Origin of the sequence: Flavobacterium anhuiense, from assembly GCF_001705175.1 — a bacterium.
GTDB classification, from domain to species: Bacteria; Bacteroidota; Bacteroidia; order Flavobacteriales; family Flavobacteriaceae; genus Flavobacterium; species Flavobacterium anhuiense.
In genome coordinates, this window is the sequence record NZ_CP016907.1 from 5031600 (window position 1) to 5051549 (window position 19950).

At 36.6% G+C, this 19950-nt stretch carries 10 protein-coding genes; 2 read left to right on the plus strand and 8 right to left on the minus strand.

The genetic code is table 11. The features are described from left to right. Positions 1–4: 4 nt before the first annotated feature. The 3 genes from BB050_RS21210 to BB050_RS21220 all read right to left on the minus strand — a co-directional run bounded on the left by BB050_RS21210 (position 5) and on the right by BB050_RS21220 (position 2346). Positions 5–799 (minus strand): outer membrane protein assembly factor BamD, encoded by a 795-nt coding sequence (locus BB050_RS21210; RefSeq protein WP_008463062.1) that lies wholly within the window; start codon positions 797–799, stop codon positions 5–7. A gap of 137 nt (positions 800–936) precedes the next feature. Next, positions 937–1818 (minus strand): 4-hydroxy-tetrahydrodipicolinate synthase, encoded by an 882-nt coding sequence (gene dapA / locus BB050_RS21215; protein WP_066035020.1) that lies wholly within the window; start codon positions 1816–1818, stop codon positions 937–939. 15 nt (positions 1819–1833) lie between these two features. Next, the gene (locus tag BB050_RS21220) at positions 1834–2346 is read right to left on the minus strand and encodes a DUF6913 domain-containing protein (RefSeq protein WP_066035021.1); all 513 of its coding nucleotides are present in this window, start codon (positions 2344–2346) and stop codon (positions 1834–1836) included. Between the two features lie 47 nt (positions 2347–2393). Between BB050_RS21220 and BB050_RS21225 the strand changes: the two genes are divergently transcribed. Together BB050_RS21225 and BB050_RS21230 are read left to right on the plus strand one after the other, a co-directional pair. Beyond that, the gene (locus tag BB050_RS21225) at positions 2394–3173 is read left to right on the plus strand and encodes a 5'-nucleotidase C-terminal domain-containing protein (RefSeq protein WP_066035022.1); all 780 of its coding nucleotides are present in this window, start codon (positions 2394–2396) and stop codon (positions 3171–3173) included. A 136-nt stretch (positions 3174–3309) separates the two neighbouring features. After that, positions 3310–4221, plus strand: coding sequence for a bifunctional metallophosphatase/5'-nucleotidase (locus BB050_RS21230; RefSeq protein WP_008463051.1), 912 nt, complete (start codon positions 3310–3312; stop codon positions 4219–4221). On the opposite strand, the gene BB050_RS21235 is transcribed toward BB050_RS21230, so the two are convergent. The 5 genes from BB050_RS21235 to BB050_RS21255 form a co-directional block, all read right to left on the minus strand. After that, positions 4208–4900 (minus strand): hypothetical protein, encoded by a 693-nt coding sequence (locus BB050_RS21235; RefSeq protein ID WP_066035023.1) that lies wholly within the window; start codon positions 4898–4900, stop codon positions 4208–4210. The two genes, BB050_RS21230 and BB050_RS21235, sit on opposite strands and share 14 nt — an antisense overlap. Then, entirely contained in the window at positions 4890–6893 is a 2004-nt protein-coding gene (gene ligA, locus BB050_RS21240) for an NAD-dependent DNA ligase LigA (protein ID WP_066035024.1), read from the minus strand. Before ligA ends, BB050_RS21235 begins: the two co-directional genes overlap by 11 nt. 242 nt (positions 6894–7135) lie before the next feature. Continuing rightward, complete coding sequence (locus BB050_RS21245) at positions 7136–9073, minus strand: OmpA family protein (protein WP_066035025.1); 1938 nt, start codon at positions 9071–9073, stop codon at positions 7136–7138. Positions 9074–9084: 11 nt separating this feature from the next. After that, positions 9085–10017 (minus strand): PorP/SprF family type IX secretion system membrane protein, encoded by a 933-nt coding sequence (locus BB050_RS21250; RefSeq protein WP_008463042.1) that lies wholly within the window; start codon positions 10015–10017, stop codon positions 9085–9087. 47 nt (positions 10018–10064) lie between these two features. Beyond that, the gene (locus BB050_RS21255) at positions 10065–19748 is read right to left on the minus strand and encodes an Ig-like domain-containing protein (RefSeq protein WP_066035026.1); all 9684 of its coding nucleotides are present in this window, start codon (positions 19746–19748) and stop codon (positions 10065–10067) included. Between the last annotated feature and the right edge of the window lie 202 nt (positions 19749–19950).

The following is a 19950-nucleotide window of genomic DNA, read 5'->3' on the forward strand; positions in this document are numbered from 1 at the left end:
TATTTTATTTAGTAAATTTTTGTAAATCTGTTTCAACTCTGGCATTCATTTCGTCAGCCTTTTCTTTATATTTTGTATCGCTTTTAAACTTCAACAGATTAGCATAAGCGGTTTGTGCAACGTGCAGACGCTCTTCCATTTTTGAAGGAACACTGTTAATGGCCAATTGATATGCTGAATCGTATTTATAAAACAATGCATCTTCTTTTAAAGGCGTTCCAGGAAAATCAGCTATAAAGTTATCAAAAGCTATTATTGCCGATTTATAATCTGAAATTGTATTGTATCCTTTAGCATTTTCATATGCTTTTTTCTCTAATTTTCCGTTCAGTTTTTGCACAGCCTCGTTTGCTTGAGGAATATATTCTGAGTTTGGATAATTATCAATAAAAGCCTGTAATTTCTCCAATGCCTTTACGGTATCAGCCTGATCTAAACTGTAAACTGGCGATAATTTAGAATAGCTATATGCCCCTAAAAACGCAGCTTCCTGTACTTTTTCACTTCGTGGATAACCTGAAACAAACGCTTCAAACTGATAACCAGCCAAATAGTATTGTTTTGTTTTATAATACGATTGTGAAAACATGTAAAACAGCTTTTCTGCCTGAGGTTTTCCTCGGTAAGAAGTGGCTAATTGCTCAAAAAGACGAATCGCTTTTGTGTATTTACCGGCATCATACATTTTTGTTGCCATTTCAAATTTTGCTGCAACATCTTCATTTTTCAACGCTTTTTGATATTCTCCACAAGAATAAAAAAGAGTTACAACAATTAATAGCGATAGTATTTTTTTCATTTTCTTACTGTTATTACAATCTCTCAGACAATTATGCCAAAGTGAAATTGCACCGAAGTTTCGGTGGCAAATTTAGTTATTAATTTAGCTACTGCAAAATAATTTTTTAGTATCTTAAAATACTAACACTTTAACAATTATTTAATGCTGTTTTTTACAAACTCATTAAGCCTTGCTGCTAGAGAATCATCAACAGATACTAATGGAAGACGAACAGTATTCTCAGCAATTCCAAGTGCTTGGAAAATTTGTTTGATTCCAGCTGGATTGCCCTGCTCAAAAATCATATCGATACTGTCTGATAAAAAGTAATGTGTTTTGAAAGCGTCTGCTGCTTTTTTATTCAATCCTAATCGAATCATTTCTGAAAATTCTTTAGGGAAACCTTGTCCGATTACAGAAATAACTCCTGCTCCACCCGCTAAAACGATTGGAAGCGCCAGCATATCATCTCCAGAAATCACCAAGAAATCTTTCGGAGCATTTTTAATAATCTGCATTGCCTGAGCCATATCTCCTGCTGCTTCTTTAATTGCTACAACATTTTTAAAATCGTTAGCCAAACGCACCACTGTTGAAGGAAGCATGTTGCTTGCCGTTCTACCTGGAACATTATATAGGATTACAGGAATTGGAGAAGCTTCAGCAATTGCTTTAAAGTGCTGGTAAATTCCTTCCTGAGTAGGTTTATTATAATATGGAGAAACAGATAATATCGCTTCAAAAGCAGAAAAATCTCTTGTTTTTAACTCTTCTACAATCTGCATAGTATTATTACCTCCAACTCCTAAAACTAGAGGCAGTCTTCCTTTATTCACATCGATTACAGTCTTTATAACCAATTCTTTCTCTTCTGCTGTAAGGGTCGCATTTTCAGCTGTTGTTCCCATCACAACAAGATACTCCACTCCACCATCTATAGAAAAGTTTACAATACGCTGTAAAGCTTCGATGTCAACAGAAAAATCTTTTTTAAATGGCGTTACAAGCGCAACACCCGTACCTATTAATGATTGCATATTATTAATTAAAATTTATTTTATATTTTTTAAATACCGAAACAATTCTGAAATGAATAGTTTATAGTTCCCTAATTCTGTACTAATTGTCAATCGGTTCAGATTTTGATCTACAGCGGAAAATCCGACTTTAAATTTAGCTTTTGAATTGCTGGTTACCAACATTAAAAAAACATTTTCAATATCGTAGTAACTTAGCAAAAGATCAAATTCTGAATTTATAAATTCATTTAAGAAACCTTCTGTAATTTTTCCGTTCCAATTGATATGTTTTTTACCAAAAGTTGGACGCGAATAGGCTTCTTTTTCCTTAAATTTTTCTTTGTAGGCAAGAACTTTTATATTTTCTAAAGCAATTCCGTGGAGCGCTAACTCTTTTATTATGGCTTCTGAATATTCAAAAGTGCTCTCATCTATCAATAAACCAATTGTTTGAACGTTTTTAGTAAATACTTCGCTTTTTTCATTATTTAAATTAACATTTAATGATTTTTTTACAAAAAACTCCTTTATATAATTCAAAAACATAGTACTTTTACCAGATTACAAAATTAATTATTTAAGTTGCATTTAAAATGGTAAAACTAAAAAAGTATAACGGATTTTTAAAACTTTTTGTTATATTCTTAACACTTTTTTCAATCTCTTCGTGTAGTACAAAAAACTACAATTTAACTAAAATTGAGGGAAAACAGCTTCCTGTTAGTGAAAAAGCTGGCGAAACAGCTGAAATTGAAAATTTTATTAAACCTTATCGCGATCACATTAATAAGGATTTGGATAATGTATTGGCGTATTGTCCTGAGACTCTTGACAAAAGCACGGGAAAGTGGCAAACTGGCATTGGAAGCTTAATGGCAGATGTTTGTATGCAAAGAGGAAACATCGTTTTTAATGCACGCGAAAAGAAAGATATTGATGTATGTCTTTTAAATCATGGCGGTATTCGCGCTATTCTTCCTAAAGGAAATGTTACCACTAGAACAGCTTTTGAAATTATGCCGTTTGAAAACAGTTTGGTTGTGATGGCTTTAAAAGGAGATCAGCTCTTAGATATTGCTTCTTATATTATTAAAGAGAAAAAACCTCAGCCTTTGTCTGGAATGACGTTTACTATTACAAAAGGCAACAAGGCAAAAGATATCATGGTTCAAGGTAAACCGCTTGATCTAAACAAAACGTATTATGTTGCTACAAATGACTATTTGGCAAATGGAGGCGACAGCATGACTTTCTTTGCAAAAAGCACTCAAAAGTTTGACTTAAACTACAAACTTAGAGATGTTTTGATTGATTATTTTAAAGAAGTAGACACAGTTGTTGCTCCAAAAAATATCAGAATAACAGAAGAATAAAAGAGTTTGCCGCGAATTACACAAATTTGCACAAATTTTTAAATGATTGAAAAAACAATTCGTGTTAATTCGTGAATTTGGTGGCTAAAAAAAAAAATTAAAACGACATAGCGCCTCTGGCAAAAAAACATATAAAATGAAAAGAAGAGAGTTTATCGAAAAAACAGCAGCAAGTACTGCCCTACTAAGTTTAGGATTGTCTTTGAGCAGTTTTGAAAGTAACGACATTAAGCATCTAACAATTCTACATACAAATGATGTGCACAGCCACATTGATCCTTTTCCTGCTGATGACCCACGTAATCCGAATAAAGGGGGCGTTTCTCGTCGTGCTGCCTTGATTGAAACTATTCGTAGAGAAAATCCAAATGTGCTTTTGTTAGACGCAGGTGATATTTTTCAAGGAACACCCTATTTCAATTATTATGGAGGTGAATTGGAATTTAAATTGATGAGCATGATGAAATATGATGCTTCAACAATTGGAAACCACGATTTTGACAATGGTCTTGACGGATTGTATGCTCAGCTTCCGCATGCGAGTTTCGATTTTATCAATTCTAATTATGATTTCAAAAATACCGTTATGGACGGACATGTTAAACCGTACAAAATCTTCAATAAAAACGGAATTAAAGTTGGTGTCTTCGGCGTTGGAATTGAGCTTCAAGGTTTGGTAGATAAAAAATTGTACCTAGAAACAGTTTATAACAATCCTGTTGAAGTTGCTCAGGATATGACAAAACTTTTAAAACAAGAACAGAAATGTGATTTGGTAATTTGTCTTTCGCATTTAGGTTACAAATACAAAGATGAGCCAACGAAAATTAGTGATTTGACATTTGCCGCACAAACTCAAGATATAGATCTGATTATTGGAGGACATACTCATACCTTCTTAGACAAACCTACAGTTGTAAAGAACAAGGCTGGAAAAGATGTATTGGTAAATCAAGTAGGATGCTACGGAATCAATTTAGGCCGCATCGATTTCTATTTTGACAAAGATAAAGCTCATACCAACCAAAGCGCCACTATTGTAGTGTAGTCTTTTTTTGAATTCTAGCTTTTTCTAAAAAGTATTCTACCATAAAGAAATAAGCTAGAATTTGAGTTGTATCTCGTATTAGGACTAGAACGACCGAATACGAGAAATATTCATTAAAAATGTAAAAGATATCAGAAAAGATATAGCTTATTGCCATCAGAGACATCAATAAAGCGATATGCGTTCCTTTTGTGATATAGCTTACGAAGCAGAAATAGCTTAATATACTCAAAACGATTCCGTATACAGTGTAAATCAAAATAAATTTTCTCATACTGTCAAGCTGCAGACTCAAAACAGAAATCAATAAATACACTATAAAAACAACTACAATAGAAATTGGCAAAATATCTCGTTTAGTTAGTTTTATCCGTTCATGTTCCCTAATAAATAAAGTAACAATTAAGCTATAGACCGCCAGAAAGCAAAGCACTCCCCCTAGTTCGGAACTTTCTACATCCATCAAATCATAAACTTGTCCAACAAAACAAAAGAGAAAAATGACACCTTCTGTTTTTTTTATTTCGAACTCACTGCTAATTAAATAATAAATAAAAATAGCAGGAAGAACAATCGCTTTTGAGTATGTCGCAAAAACTTCTTGCTGAGTCCAATCAAAAATAATTGTACACAACAAGGCAAAAAAGAACAAAATTAATGACGGTTTATTAAGCTTCATTCAGTTTGTTTATAAAATCTTCTTCTGATAATATAGGGATGTTTAGTTTTGTTGCTTTTTCCAGTTTTGCTGGTCCCATATTATCTCCTGCCACTACAAAATCTGTTTTTGCAGAAATTGAGCTTCCTACTTTCCCTCCGTTATCTTCTATGGTTTTCTTTAATTCGTCTCTAGAAAATTGACTGAAAACGCCAGAAACCACAAAAGTTTTTCCAACAAATTTATCAGTAGCATTTGGGTTTATTTTTTCTTCAATTTCAAATTGGATTCCATAACTTTTTAAACGCTCAATAATTTTTCGGTTTTCTTCATTTTCGAAGAATTCGACAACACTTTTGGCGATTCTTTCTCCAATTTCATCAACTAAAACTAAATCCATTAAAGAAGCTTGGGCTAAAGCATCGATATTCTTATAATGTTTAGCAAGTTTTTTAGCTACAGTTTCTCCCACAAAACGGATTCCAAGCGCAAACAAGACGCTCTCAAACGGAATTTCTTTTGATTTCTGAACTCCATTTACCAAATTTTCTGCAGATTTCTGAGCCATTCTTTCCAAATGCAGAATATCCTCAACTTTCAATTCATATAAATCTGCATAATTGTGTACCAAACCATTTTTAAATAATAAAGCGACAGTTTCACCTCCAAGTCCTTCAATATCCATTGCTTTTCTTGAAATATAATGCTGGATTCTTCCGATAATTTGCGGAGGACATCCGTAGAAATTAGGACAATAATGATTGGCTTCACCAACATTTCGAACCAATTCGATGTGGCATTCTGGACAATACGCAATATAATGGGTTGGTTCTGAATTTTCAGGACGTTTTTCTAAATCTACTGCAATGATTTTTGGAATGATTTCTCCTCCTTTTTCAACAAAAACAGTATCGTTTATTCTGATGTCTAATTTTTCAATCTGATCGGCATTATGAAGAGAAGCTCTTTTTACAATGGTACCTGCAAGCTGTACAGGCTCCAAATTCGCCACTGGTGTTATAGCTCCCGTTCTTCCGACTTGATATGAAATTGATTTTAATACAGTTGAAACTTGTTCTGATTTGAATTTGTAAGCAATTGCCCAACGTGGTGATTTTGCTGTATACCCTAATTCTTCCTGATGCTGGATACTATTGACCTTTATCACAACTCCATCAGTTTCATAAGGTAAATTATGGCGGTGCGTATCCCAATAATCAATAAAGTCAAAAACCTCCTCCATACTGTTGACTAGTTTTGCTTCCATAGGCACTTTAAAGCCCCAGCTTCTAGCCAATTCCAATCCTTCATATTGAGTCTTGAATGGCAAATTATTCCCTGTCACAAAATAAAGAAGACACTCCAACGGACGTTTGGCAACCTCAGCGCTGTCTTGCAATTTTAAACTTCCTGAAGCTGTGTTCCTTGGATTTGAATAAGGTGTTTCGCCAATTTCGATTAATTCCTGATTCATCTTTTCAAAACCAGCAAATGGCAGAATTATTTCGCCTCGAATATCAAATTTATCTGGATAATTTCCTTTCAAATGTAAAGGAACTGATTTTATAGTTTTTATATTAGTAGTGACCTCATCTCCTTGAAAACCATCTCCACGTGTCAAGGCTTGAACTAGTTTTCCGTTTTCGTAAGTAATGCTTATCGAAGCTCCATCATATTTTAGCTCACAAGTGTATTGCAAGTCAACATTCCCTAAAACTCTTTGAATACGGTTTTCCCAATCCAAAAGATCTTCTTTAGAATAAGAATTATCCAAAGAATACATTCTATACTGATGCGCAACTGTTTTGAAATTTTTGGTAACAGCTCCACCTACTCTTTGTGTTGGCGAGTTTTCATCAAAAAACTCTGGATGTTTATCTTCTAAATCCTGAAGTTCTTTTAATTTAATATCAAAATCATAATCTGAAATTGTAGCATTGTCTAACACATAGTAATTATAGTTGTGTTGATTAAGTTCATTTCGTAATGCTTGAATAGTCTCTTGAATGCTCATAAATTGTAAAATATTGCAGATTATTGTGATGAAAAACTGAATATCAAAATTAGAATTTATTTTTGTTACAATGCAGAAAAAATAAAAGTTTTAGAAATCAAAAATCAGACTGCAAATTCATGCAGTCTGATTTTCTCCTTGTCCATTATTCTTAAAAAAGAATTAAAAAAAACCAACTTCCAAATGGTTTCGACGTTTTATATTTTAACTGAAAATCAATATTTTACAGCGAAAATATAAAATTATTTTTGAATAATGATAAAGTCTGAACGTCTATTTAAGAGATGTTCTTCCTCAGAACATTTTACACCATTTTTGCATTTATTAATTAATCGGGTTTCTCCATACCCAATGGCACTTTCAATTCTAGAAGCATCTATGCCTTGCGAAAGGATATAATCTCGAGTTGATTTTGCTCTATTGTCTGAAAGTTTCAAGTTGTACGAATCTTTTCCACGCGAATCGGTATGAGATTCAATTTTGATTCTGATGTTTGGGAATTTCTGCATGATGAACACAACCTTAGATAATTCTTCTACTGCTTTTGGCGTAATGTCATACTTATCGTAATCAAAATAAATCGGGTTTACATCTACTTTTTCTACTCCTTGTTTTTTAACAACCAAATCATCGTAATTGCTCAGCTCAAAATTAACATCTTTTATTTCGCCTCCATTCTGATCGGTGGTTTCCACAGTTTTATCGTCACTACTGTAATTTGGTTTTGCAGCAATCATTTTGACTACTTTGTTACAAGGAACTTCGATAGCATATTTTCCATCAAAATTTGTTTTGGTTTCGCCTAAAACTTCACTAAAAGAGTTGTACGCCATTATAGTAACATCTGCTAAAGGTTTTTTCGTTTTACGATCTATTGCCATTCCAGAAATACTTTGGTTGCAAACTGGTTTTCCTTTTACGAAAGAATAAATATCATCGTCTCCTTTGCCTCCTGCTCTATTTGAAGAGAAATAGCCGTAAGCATCTGTTTTGTCAATGATAAAAGAAAAATCGTCTTTGTTGCTATTGATAGGCGCTCCAAGGTTTTTTGGCACTGAAAAAGTTCCATCTGCCTGAAGTTTACTTTCGTAAACATCCAAATCCCCCCAGCCGTAGTGTCCGTCAGAAGAAAAATATAAAACTCCGTTTTGAAAGAATGGAAACACCTCATTCCCAATAGTATTAATATTAGGGCCGAGATTCTGAGGCGAACTCATTGTTCCATCAGCCGCAATTTTTACCATGTACAAATCGGTTTCTCCATGTCCGCCTGGCATATCTGAAGCAAAGAAAAGCAATTTTCCATCTTCGCTTAATGACGGATGTCCAACAGAATAATCGTCACTATCAAAAAACACTTTTTCTGGATTTTCTAATTTATTATTGACGATGGATCCTTTGACAATCTGGAAATTATTTACCCTCGCTTCATCAACAACCAATTTGTTTTTCTTTACAATATTGGTCGAATAATAAATCGTTTTTCCCTGACTGTCAAAACTTGCAGTTGCTTCGTGATATTTAGTCATTACATTTGGAAGAAAAACCGTTTCGTTGAATAAATTTCCATCTGCCGGATTTCTTTCTGCGATATACAGATTTAGAAAAGGCTGATTGTTCCAAGTATACAATTTCTCACTAAACTTCGTCGTATCGCGAGCCGATGTAAATACGATGTTATCTTTGAAAAATGTAGCTCCAAAATCTGATTTACTCGTATTAATATCTAAATTTTTAATGGTATAAAGAGGTTTTGCCTTCGCAACGCTGTCCATGTACTTCTTTTGGGCAACATATCGGTTAATTTCTGCTTTATCTCCTTTTTTATTCAGGTATTCTTTTGTGATTTTATCTGCCTCATCATAATCCATAACTGCTTTCATAGATTGAATGTAACGCAAATAGTAAATATCAGTCAGATTATTTCCCTGCACTTCATATAATTTTTTATACCATTTTAGTGCATTTCTAGAATCAGAAATAAAATAATAAGAATCTGCCGCATTCTTCAAAGTCTGCGCTGATGGATCTTTTATGTTTTGCAAACATTCTTCATAAGCTTTGGAAGCATCCAGATAAGAAAAGCTTCTAAACAAAGCATCAGCTTTCTTTAAGTTAGTTTTTTGAGCGAAACTAAACGTAACGCTCAAAATTAAACATAGGATATATAGTTTTCTCATAAGTTTTGTTTTTAGAAGAATCGAGGAGATTTAATTTTACTTTGTTTTTGAACAAATTGATAACGCAAGATGAATTCGTGAGAACCATCGTTGTATTTGTTCAATTCGCTTACAGTGTAATCAAAAGAATATCCGAGAAAGAAACTTGGTGAAATTTGAAAACCTGCCAGTATAGCTATCGAATCATCTGTTCGATACGCTCCTCCTATAACAAACTTTTCTTGAATCATGAAATTTGCTGATATGTCTGCAGTGATGGGAGCCCCGCTTACTGCTTTCACTAAAAATGCTGGTTTAAATTTCAAATTTGGATTCAAATCAAAAACATAACCTCCCATTAAATAGTAATGCATACGATCATAATCAATAGATTCACGAACATCGTCATAGTAATCATTCTGAATAAAACTCGGAATAGAGAATCCTACATACCATTTTTCTGTATAATAGTAAACCCCTGCTCCTACTGCTAATTTCATCTGATTGTTAATGTTCTGATTTAACAAAACATCATCATCATCGTAATATCTCCCTTTAGACCAATCGATGTTTAACATCCTTGTACCCGCTTTTACACCAAACGCCAATCTTTGTTCGTAGCCAAGAGGTATTGAATAAGAGAAATTTCCATCCAAATACAGCTCATTTGAAGGCCCAATTTTATCATTTACAACGCTTAAACCTACTCCTAGTTTTTCATTTCTAAGTGGAGAATGAACAGAAAAAGATTGTGTTTCTGGAGCGCCTGGCATTCCTACCCATTGCGAACGATATAAAAGTGCTGCCTCTATGGTTCCGGTAGATCCAGCATACGCTGGATTTACCGCCATAGTGTTATACATATACTGCGTATATTCGGGATCTTGTTGTGCCGAAGCGCAAACCGTAATAAAAGAACATATTAAAATGAAATATGTTTCTAATGATTTTATATATAGTTTCATAACGATACTTATTTAGTTTAATTAATTAGATGATTAATAGAAGTGGGTTATCTCATGATAGACAACCAGCCTTTTTTAACCGTTCCATCTCCAATGGTTATCACATAAAAATAAGTACCTGTTGGCAACATATCTCCTCTATTAACTACACCGGATACATTAGCTGTTCCGTTCCAATCATTTTCATAATGTGCTTTACTATACACTAACGCTCCGTATCTGTTAAATACTCTCAGCTCGTTGTTTGGATAAGACTCAATACAGTCTATTCTGAACAAATCATTTTTACCATCATTATTTGGAGTAAACTCATTGTAAACCGTTAAACAAATTGGTTCTAATGTAACTGAAGCTGAATTGTTTGAAGCATCAACATCTAAAGGAGTTGAAGTTTCCACAGTTGCTACACTTGTATAATTACCGTTTGGCAATACTTCTGCAACAATTGTTAATACTACACTCTGACCTGCATTTAGCGTTGGTATTGTCCAAAGCTGCGTCGCTGGATCATATGTTCCTGATGTTGCAGAAGAACTAACTAATTGCAAACCGCTAGGAAGTAAATCACTTACGATAGTATTTATGAAATCGCCTTCTCCTACATTGTTCACTGTGATAGTAAAGGTTACCTGATCACCAAAATTTGGAGTTGGATTATCAACTGTATGAGTAATCGTTAAATCTGAACAGCTTGCTACAGTAACATTTAAAGTCTTCATTGTTCTTTCGTCACAATTGTTAACATAAGCCACTGTTACTGTTCCTGGTCCGATGTCTGACCAAGAAACGGTTACAGATCCATCGTTTGTACCACCTCCTGAAATAATAGTACCTCCATTAATGGTCCATACATAATTAGATTTTCCATTTGCAATTGAATAAGTTACACCTTTGAATACACATGGAGTATCGTCTGTAGAAGTAAGCTGAACTGCAGCATCATTTTCAAATGCAATGGTAATTCCTAATCTTGGTCCGTTATCACAACCATTAAATGTATTAGCTAACGCCCCTGCATAATAAGTAGTTGCCGTAAGCGGAGTGGTATTTGCTAATGGAGTTCCACCAGTTGCAGACGCATACCAAACCACATTTGGTTCGTTTACCAAAATATTAGCTAATGTTGGCAAAGCAGATAAACAGAATGTCTGTGTTGTTCTTGGTGTTGTAATTACACTTGGTGAATTTACATTTACCGTAACAGCCAATCTTGCTGGATTTTCACAACCTATCGCACTTGAAACTGCTCCATAATAAGTTCCTGTAACAAGCGCTGTTGTTGGCGGAATTGCTGTTCCTCCTGTTGCTGTGCTATACCAAACAACATTTGCTTCGTTTACTTGAATATTTGCCACAGTTGGCGAATTTAAAGTACAGAAGTTTTGAGTTGTATTAGCTGTCGTCGGTGTTGGACTTGGATCGGCTACTGTTACTGTTACCAGAAGACGAGTTGAGCTTTCGCAACCTGCTGGATCAACAATATTTCCAAAATATATTCCAGAAGTAAGAGCCGTTCCTGCAGGAATTGCTGTTCCTCCAGTTGCAGCTGTATACCATGTTACATTGCTTTCGTTTACTTGAATATTTGCAATTGTCGGAGAGTTTGCAGAACAAAAAGTCTGCGCTGTATTGTTTGTTGTTGGGTTTATTGTATTACCAACCGTTACAGCTACTTGTAATCTTATACTGCTTTCGCATCCTGTTACCGGATCCTTAATTGCTCCAAAATAAGTTTGCGTAGTTAGCGCAGCTGTAGAAGCTAAAGCTGTTCCTCCCGTTTGAGTTGTATACCAAACTACATTGCTTTCATTCACTTGAATATTAGCCACTGTCGGATTTGCTCCTGTACAAAAAGTTTGTGCCGAAGCGTTTGTTGTTGGTGTTGCAGGATCTGACACAGTTATGTTAACAGTTAATCTTGAAGCGCTCTCGCAGCCTGTTGTTGGATCTGAGATTGACGCAAAATACTGGCCTGTTGTCAAAGCTGTTGCTGGCGCAATCACTGTTCCGCCTGTTATAGCTGTATACCAAACGATATTAGTTTCATTAAACTGAACGCTTGCAAATGTCGGAGCATTTGCCAGACAGAAGTTTTGCGTTCCCGCTGTCACCAATGTCGGCGTTCCTGGATCATTTACAATCACATCGACCGTCAATCTTGTAGCGCTCTCGCAGCCTGTTGTCGGATCTGAGATTGCCGCAAAATATTGGCCTGTTGTCAAAGCTGTTGTTGGAGCTATAACTGTTCCGCCTGTTATTGCTGTATACCAAACGATATTAGTTTCATTAAACTGAATGCTTGCAAATGTCGGTGCATTTGCCAGACAGAAGTTTTGTGTTCCCGCAGTCACCAATGTTGGTGTCCCCGGATCATTTACAATCACATCGACCGTCAATCTTATAGCGCTCTCACAGCCTGTTGTCGGATCTGAGATTGCAGCAAAATACTGGCCTGTTGTCAGAGCTGTAGCAGATGGAATTAATGCTCCGCCTGTTAATGCCGTATACCAAACTATGTTCGATTCATTAAACTGAACGCTCGCAAATGTTGGAAGATCTTCTTTACAGAAACTTTGTGTTCCTGCAGTCACCAGTGTCGGTGTTCCCGGATCGTTTACAATCACATCAACCGTCAATCTTGTGGCGCTCTCGCAGCCTGTTGTCGGATCTGAGATTGACGCAAAATACTGGCCTGTTGTCAAAGCTGTTGCTGGCGCAATCACTGTTCCGCCTGTTATAGCTGTATACCAAACGATGTTCGATTCATTAAACTGAACGCTTGCAAATGTCGGTGCATTTGCCAGACAGAAGTTTTGAGTTCCTGCAGTCACCAATGTTGGCGTACCCGGATCGCTTACAATCACATCAACTGTTAATCTCGTAGCGCTCTCGCAGCCTGTTGTCGGATCTGAGATTGACGCAAAATACTGGCCTGTTGTCAAAGCTGTTGTTGGAGCTATAACTGTTCCGCCTGTTATTGCTGTATACCAAACGATATTAGTTTCATTAAACTGAATACTTGCAAATGTCGGTGCATTTGCCAGACAGAAGTTTTGTGTTCCCGCAGTCACCAATGTTGGTGTCCCCGGATCATTTACAATCACATCGACCGTCAATCTTGTAGCGCTCTCACAGCCTGTTGTCGGATCTGAGATTGCTGCAAAATACTGGCCTGTTGTCAAGGCTGTTGTTGGAGCTATAACTGTTCCGCCTGTTATTGCTGTATACCAAATGATGTTCGATTCATTAAACTGAACGCTCGCAAATGTCGGAGCATTTGCCAGACAGAAGTTTTGCGTTCCCGCTGTCACCAATGTCGGCGTTCCTGGATCATTTACAATCACATCGACCGTCAATCTTGTGGCGCTCTCGCAGCCTGTTGTCGGATCTGAGATTGACGCAAAATACTGCCCTGTTGTCAGAGCTGTAGTAGATGGAATCAATGTTCCGCCTGTTAATGCCGTATACCAAACGATGTTTGCTTCATTAAACTGAACGCTTGCAAATGTTGGCTGATCTTCCTGACAGAAATTTTGCACTCCTGCAGTTACTAAAGTCGGAGTTCCTGGATCGTTTACATTTACTGTTACTTCCAATCTTACAGAGCTTTCACAGCCAGTAACCGCATCAGTTGCTGCTCCATAATAAATTCTGCTTACTAATGGAGTAGTTGAAGCAATTACGTTTCCTCCTACTGCTGCATCGTACCAAATCACATTGCTTTCATTTACTTGAATATTTGCAACTGTAGACGCAGAAGACAAACAGAAATTCTGAGTACTATTTGTAGTTGTTGGCGTATTTGGATCACTAATAATAATTACCGCGTCTTGCAATGTTCCTGCTAAATTTTCGCAGGTATTAGTGCTAGCAACAGCTACATAATACGTTATTGGACTTACCGCTTTTGTTATACCTGTAGCGGTTAATACACCGGCAGCATCTATAGCATAAGTAACTCCTGCTATTACAGCTCCATTTGTAATTGGCTGTGTTTTATTAGCATCTAAGTACCAAGTGAATACTGGACTAGTTAATGTTGGTGCTGACGGAGTTAAAGATGCCGGAACACCATTACAAACTGTTACATCGTCAACTGTAATATCGTTTACTGTTGAAGGAGGCAAAATAGTGAATGTAATTTGTTTTCTGTCCGCAGCTGCAGTTTCACACAATTCATCTGAACTCACTCCAACAAAATAAGTATAAGTTCCAGGAGCCAATCCGTTTACTACCAATTGTGCAGTCGTTTCACCTGGGATTAACTGGCTGGTCGTTCCATCAAAACGATACCAGTGGTAAACAGGATTTGTTAAAACTGGTGTTCCGCTTAAGCTTGTTGCTAAAGTTACAGTTCCAGAAGCAGAACAAATTGATGTTGCTGTTCCTCCATTCAAAGTAATATCTGTCAAAGCATTTAATGGAGCAGAAGCTTTCACTTCAACAGTAACTTCTCCTCTTGCGTAATTTTCACAACCATAACGTACTGGCTGCACATAATATCTGTAGATTCCTGCAGTTAAATTATCTGGCACCGTAAAAGTCGGTCCGCTTGCAACCAAATTTCCTCCTGTTTCTGCATCGTACCATCGATAAGTAGAGCAAGCCACTTCGGGTATCTGAAGCGTAATATCGGATCCTGGACAGACCGTTATTTTATTCTGCGGATCTGCTCCAATGACAGTTGTATTGGCTGTTCTTTCTACAGTATGAACTCTTAAGAAATCTAGTACACCTGCAACACCTCCTAAACGAATTCTAACTCTATCGTAAATTTCTGTTGGAGAAGATACTAATACCATTGCCAAAGAATTCCCAGGCAATAATTTTACACTCAACAATGTACTTGTATTTTGAATTGGAGCACCAACTGCCACATTTCCTAAATAGCGCTGAATTGAAAACCCTGTAAGCGCATTAACACTTAAAAGAGTCCCCGGTTTAGAAATCACAATTCTTAAAGTATCACTAAGAACAGAAGGTGTTTTAAATTGCGCTGTTAAATCTGCAGCCGCTAAGACTCCTGCTCCGCTATACATTGTTGCAAAAGTAGTCACATCATTGTCAGCAATATTCCAAGCATCACTTACTCCTACTAATGCAGTTGCTGCTCCTATTCCTAAATCTGTTGCACCATAAAAAATATCCTGAATATCTCCTGAAGTACAAGTTACTGCTGTAACAGGTTTATTATAATGAGCATCAAATACTTTTGTATTTTGAGCAACACTTAAAAGTGAGGCTGATTGAATACGAATACCATCATAATCTTGTGGTCCAGATGCATCTGAAGGAACAAAAGTAAATTCATATGTATTATCTCCTGAAATCAGATTTAACAATGACCCAGAAACAGGCTGCATTGCGCCGATAGGAGTTCCTCCAATAGTTCCAACTACTGATAAATTCTGGCCAACAGCCAATAAACTATATTCAGAACCTAATTTTACTGTTACTGGAGTACCTTTAGCAATAGGAGAAGACCAAGTTAAATTCTGCCATGTTGTACCAACTCCCAAAAGTCCTAAACCTGTAGTAATTGTTGAGAATGTCTGAGGATTTCCGTCAACCGCATTCGCACCGTTTGAAACACCTCCAGTGATTATAGAACCTTGAGATTGCGCAGAAGCATAAACTCGTTCTGTTAAGTTTTGACAGCTTGTAAGGTCAATTACATTGATTATTTTAGTTGCAGTTGTAGTACAAATTCCGTCACTTGCAACAGCTGTATAAGTATAAATTCCCGGAATATTTAGTGGACCAGTTGTAAATGGAGGTCCAGCAATTGGATTTCCTTGCGGATCAAACCATGTAATTGTCCCCGTAGAAACTGCATTTAATGGAACATCTGTTCCAACGTTTACAGATTCTTGCGGAGTAGTTACTGTCAAACTTGGTAAAGCATTAATTGTTACCGTTACAGATTGTTTAGCTGAAGGACAAGTGCTTGTTGCACTTTGTGCTTCTATAGAGTAAACTCCGCTTACTGTTATATTTGCAGCCGCATCGGCAGTTATTACATTATTTGAAGGATCGTAGAAAGTATAAGTAGTAGCTCCTGTCGAATCAAAATTAGTGATTGCATTTACCAAATTAGCACTTCCACAAGCTTGCAATGGAGTAGTAATGACAGTTAAAGGAGTTGTTGAAGGGAAATTAACCGTTACTTGTTTTAAATCTCCATTCACGTTTTCACAAGTACCACCATTTAATGTAGAGATATAATAATTATAAGGAGCTCCAGCAGCAGTTAAACCGCTTAATGAAAGAGCACCAGTAAGAGCATCTTTTGCGAATGTTACTCCACCAATGACACTTCCGTCTACTATTTCTGTAGTTTTATTTTGATCTGTGTAATATTTGAACTGAACACCTGCAATAGCAGAAGATGGGGTTAAAACCGCCTCTCCTGTACAAGTCGCTTCAACTGGACTTGTAATTACAATATCTGCTGCAGTCGGTATTGGCAAAACATTAACTGTCACAGCTTGACGTAAGCTATTTATACAAGTTCCGCGAGTTGCCTCTAAATAATAAGTAGTGGTAGCTGATAGAGCTGCTGTTGGAGATACTGTTACAATATTACCTCCTGTTGGAGCATCATACCATACAAAAGTTTCTCCTCCCCCTAAAGTTGCAGATAAATTAGCTGTCTGACCAGCACAAATTGGTGCTGCAGCTCCAGTAATTGTAGCATTTGGATATCTATAAGCCGCTTGATAGATATATAAATTACTTAATAAAGTTGCAGTGCCTCCCAATCGCACTTCTATACGGTCAAACGCCGCTGTTGCTGTGAAACTAGCTTTAAATTTATTTCCAGATAATAATTGAATGTTTAATAAACCACCATTTACCGCTGTTCTGTCATTATTATAAGTGGCACCATTATAAGTGGCAAGAGTAACATTAGATAATGCCCCTATATCTAAAAGCCCTCCTGGAACTTCTAAATCAACATCGATGATATCTCCTGCCAAACCTGGATTTGCAAAAATCAATTGTTGCTGTAAGTAAGCCCCCACACCAACTGGCACACTAAGCTGTGAGAAAGTAGTAATATCACCATCAACGGCATTATTTGGGTCTGTAGGTGCACATAATACACATAATATACCATCATTTGATGATACTTGAGAATTAGCCTGCAAACAAGTACTAGCATTTGCTATTACCGTAACCGTAACCACTCCTCTTGTTGTATTAGGACAATCAGTTGTTAAATCAGAAGCCTCTACATAATAAGTTTGATTACTTGTTAATATTGGAGTCGTAAAGGAAGTAACATTACTAGCTACTAGATTTCCATTTGTTGCCGCATCATACCAATTATATCGTACTCCAGAATCTGGATTCGCAATCGTCAATGTAGCACTCTGACCAGACTGAATAATTACATTAGATGCTGTAAAAGTTGGTGTTGCAGGTATTGGACTAACAGTCAAATTTACTGTTGTGCGTGTTGGCGTTGTACATGCACCAATAGCAGCTTCTACAAAATAAGATGTATTTACAGTTAATACAGGAGTCGTAAAAGCATTACCTGTAAATAGTAAAGTACCGCCTGTGGCAGCATCGTACCAATTATATGTAGTACCTGCAACAGGTGCCTGAACAGTTAAAGTCGTAGTCTGACCGCTACAAATAGTTGTAGGTGAAGCAGTAACAGTAGGCAATACAGGATTATCTATTAATACTTGAATTGGATTTCTTTCGCTATTCACACAACCATTTCTTGTAACCTCAACATAATAAGTCGTTGGTGTAGTTAAAGCAGGAGTTGTAAATGCAGCTGTAGAAGCTAACGAAGTCCCTCCTGTAGCAGCACTATACCAATTTACAGTTTCTCCCACTGCAAGAGCCGCTGTCAACGTTGTACTTGATCCACTGCAAATAGTTGTATCTCCAGTAATCGTAGGTGCCTTATATCTATATGCTGCCTGATAAATATCTACACTTGTCAAAACTGTTGCCAATCCTCCTAATCGAATTTCTACTCGATCAAAATTGGCTCCTGCCGTAACACTTGCTCTAAATCTATTGCCACTTAATAATTGTAAAGTAATAAGAGGATTATTTATAGCAACTCGATCGTTATTATAAGTTAGTCCATTATATGTTGCTAAACTAACTGCGCTTAATAATTGTACATCAGCTAAACCGCTTGGCAATTCTAATTCAACATCAACAATATCCCCTGCTTTTCCAGGATTATTAAATTGTAATGTCTGCTGAATATACCCGTTTACTAACCCAACTGGTACAGTTAATCGGGTTGCAGTTGCCGTATTTCCATCTACAGAAAAATTTGGATTTGTAGAACTACATAATAAACACAAACCGTTTTGAGTAATCTGCTGACTTCCTGCTTCAAGACAGCCCATAAGTGAAGCTGGCTGAACCGTTACAGTAACCGGTACTCTAGTTGCACTGACACAATTTCCATTTGGACTTTGCGCTTCAACATAATAGGTTTTAGTAGCCGTTAAAATTGGCGTCGTAAAAGTGGCTGTATTGGTCGCAACAGCAGTTCCGCCAGTAGCCGTTTCATACCAATTTAATTGTGCCCCAACTTCTGAAGTTGTGGCATTTAAAGTTGCATTCTGACCAGATTGAATTGTTACACTTTGCGTCAGAACTGTTGGTGTAGCGGGAACCGCTGTAGAAACTACATTAACCTGAGTACGAGTTGGACTAATGCAGCTTCCTATGGAACCTTCCACAAAAAATGGAGTAGTTCCTAAAGGAACAGTTGGCGAATAAGTCGTACCTGTTGCTAATGCGGTACCTCCATTTGAAGTAGCATACCAAGAATAAGTTGTTCCCGGAACAGCATTTACGACTGACAAAGTAGTCTGCTGTGTAGATCCTGTAGAACAAACGGTAAGTCCTGTGTTACTAATTGCAGGTGCAACCGGATTAGAAACATTTAAAACAACAGGTACACGAACATTTCCTTCGCACCCTGCTGCTCTAGTTATTCCTATATAATATGTCGTATTTGCTGTTAAGGCAGGAGTTGTATACGTATTTCCTACCGCCAAAGCTGTTGTCGAAAATTCAGAACTATACCAAGCTAGCGAAGTACCCGCAGCTGGTGTTGCGGTAAGAGTTGTTGGAATTCCAGCGCAAATAGTCTGTGTTAAACCGCCAGAGACAGTTGGCTGTGCAAATTCTAATCTAACATCATAAATTCTTAAATTTACCAAGAGACTTACTAAACCTCCAACCTGTACTTGAATTTGGTTGGTATCGCCTGTTATCGGAAACTTTGCAACAGCAACAGTATTGCCATTTAGTAAGTTTAAATTCAAAAGCGGACTGTTTAAAGCCACACTTGAACCTACATTTGTTCCAGAATTTTTCGCTTGAAGAGAAGCATTTGACAGTAAACTTAAATCAAGTAAACCATTACCCGTACCAAAGTAAATAGCAATTTGGTCACCGGCTCGTGCCGTTTGGTTCAAAGTCATTGTTTCTTCGGCGAAACATCCCAGCAATCCAACACCATTTGTTAGAGTTGCATAAGTAGATAAGCCAGCACTATCATAAGCATTGGCTGGACTATTAACATCTAATCCTATACATAAAAGTCCTCCTCCCGTACTATTTGTCTGAGACACAGGTCTACAAATAGTCTGAGAGAATGCATGAGTACATATAAAGAATAAAGTTAAAAGTCCCAATAATCTCTTTTGAAAGAGATTACAAAAAGTAAATTTTTTTTTCATAATTTGGAAGATTAGAAAATGGACAATAAAACACCTCTTGCAATAAGTGCAAGCACTTAAGCAATTAAACAATCAATTAAAAATCAAACAGTTAAAACAAAATACAGCAACTTGTAAAAAAAGCTGTCAAACTCTGTTTTAGTAAAAAAAATATGCTGAGTTCGGCATACCAAAATATACCGGAGAACAAATTCGATCTCTC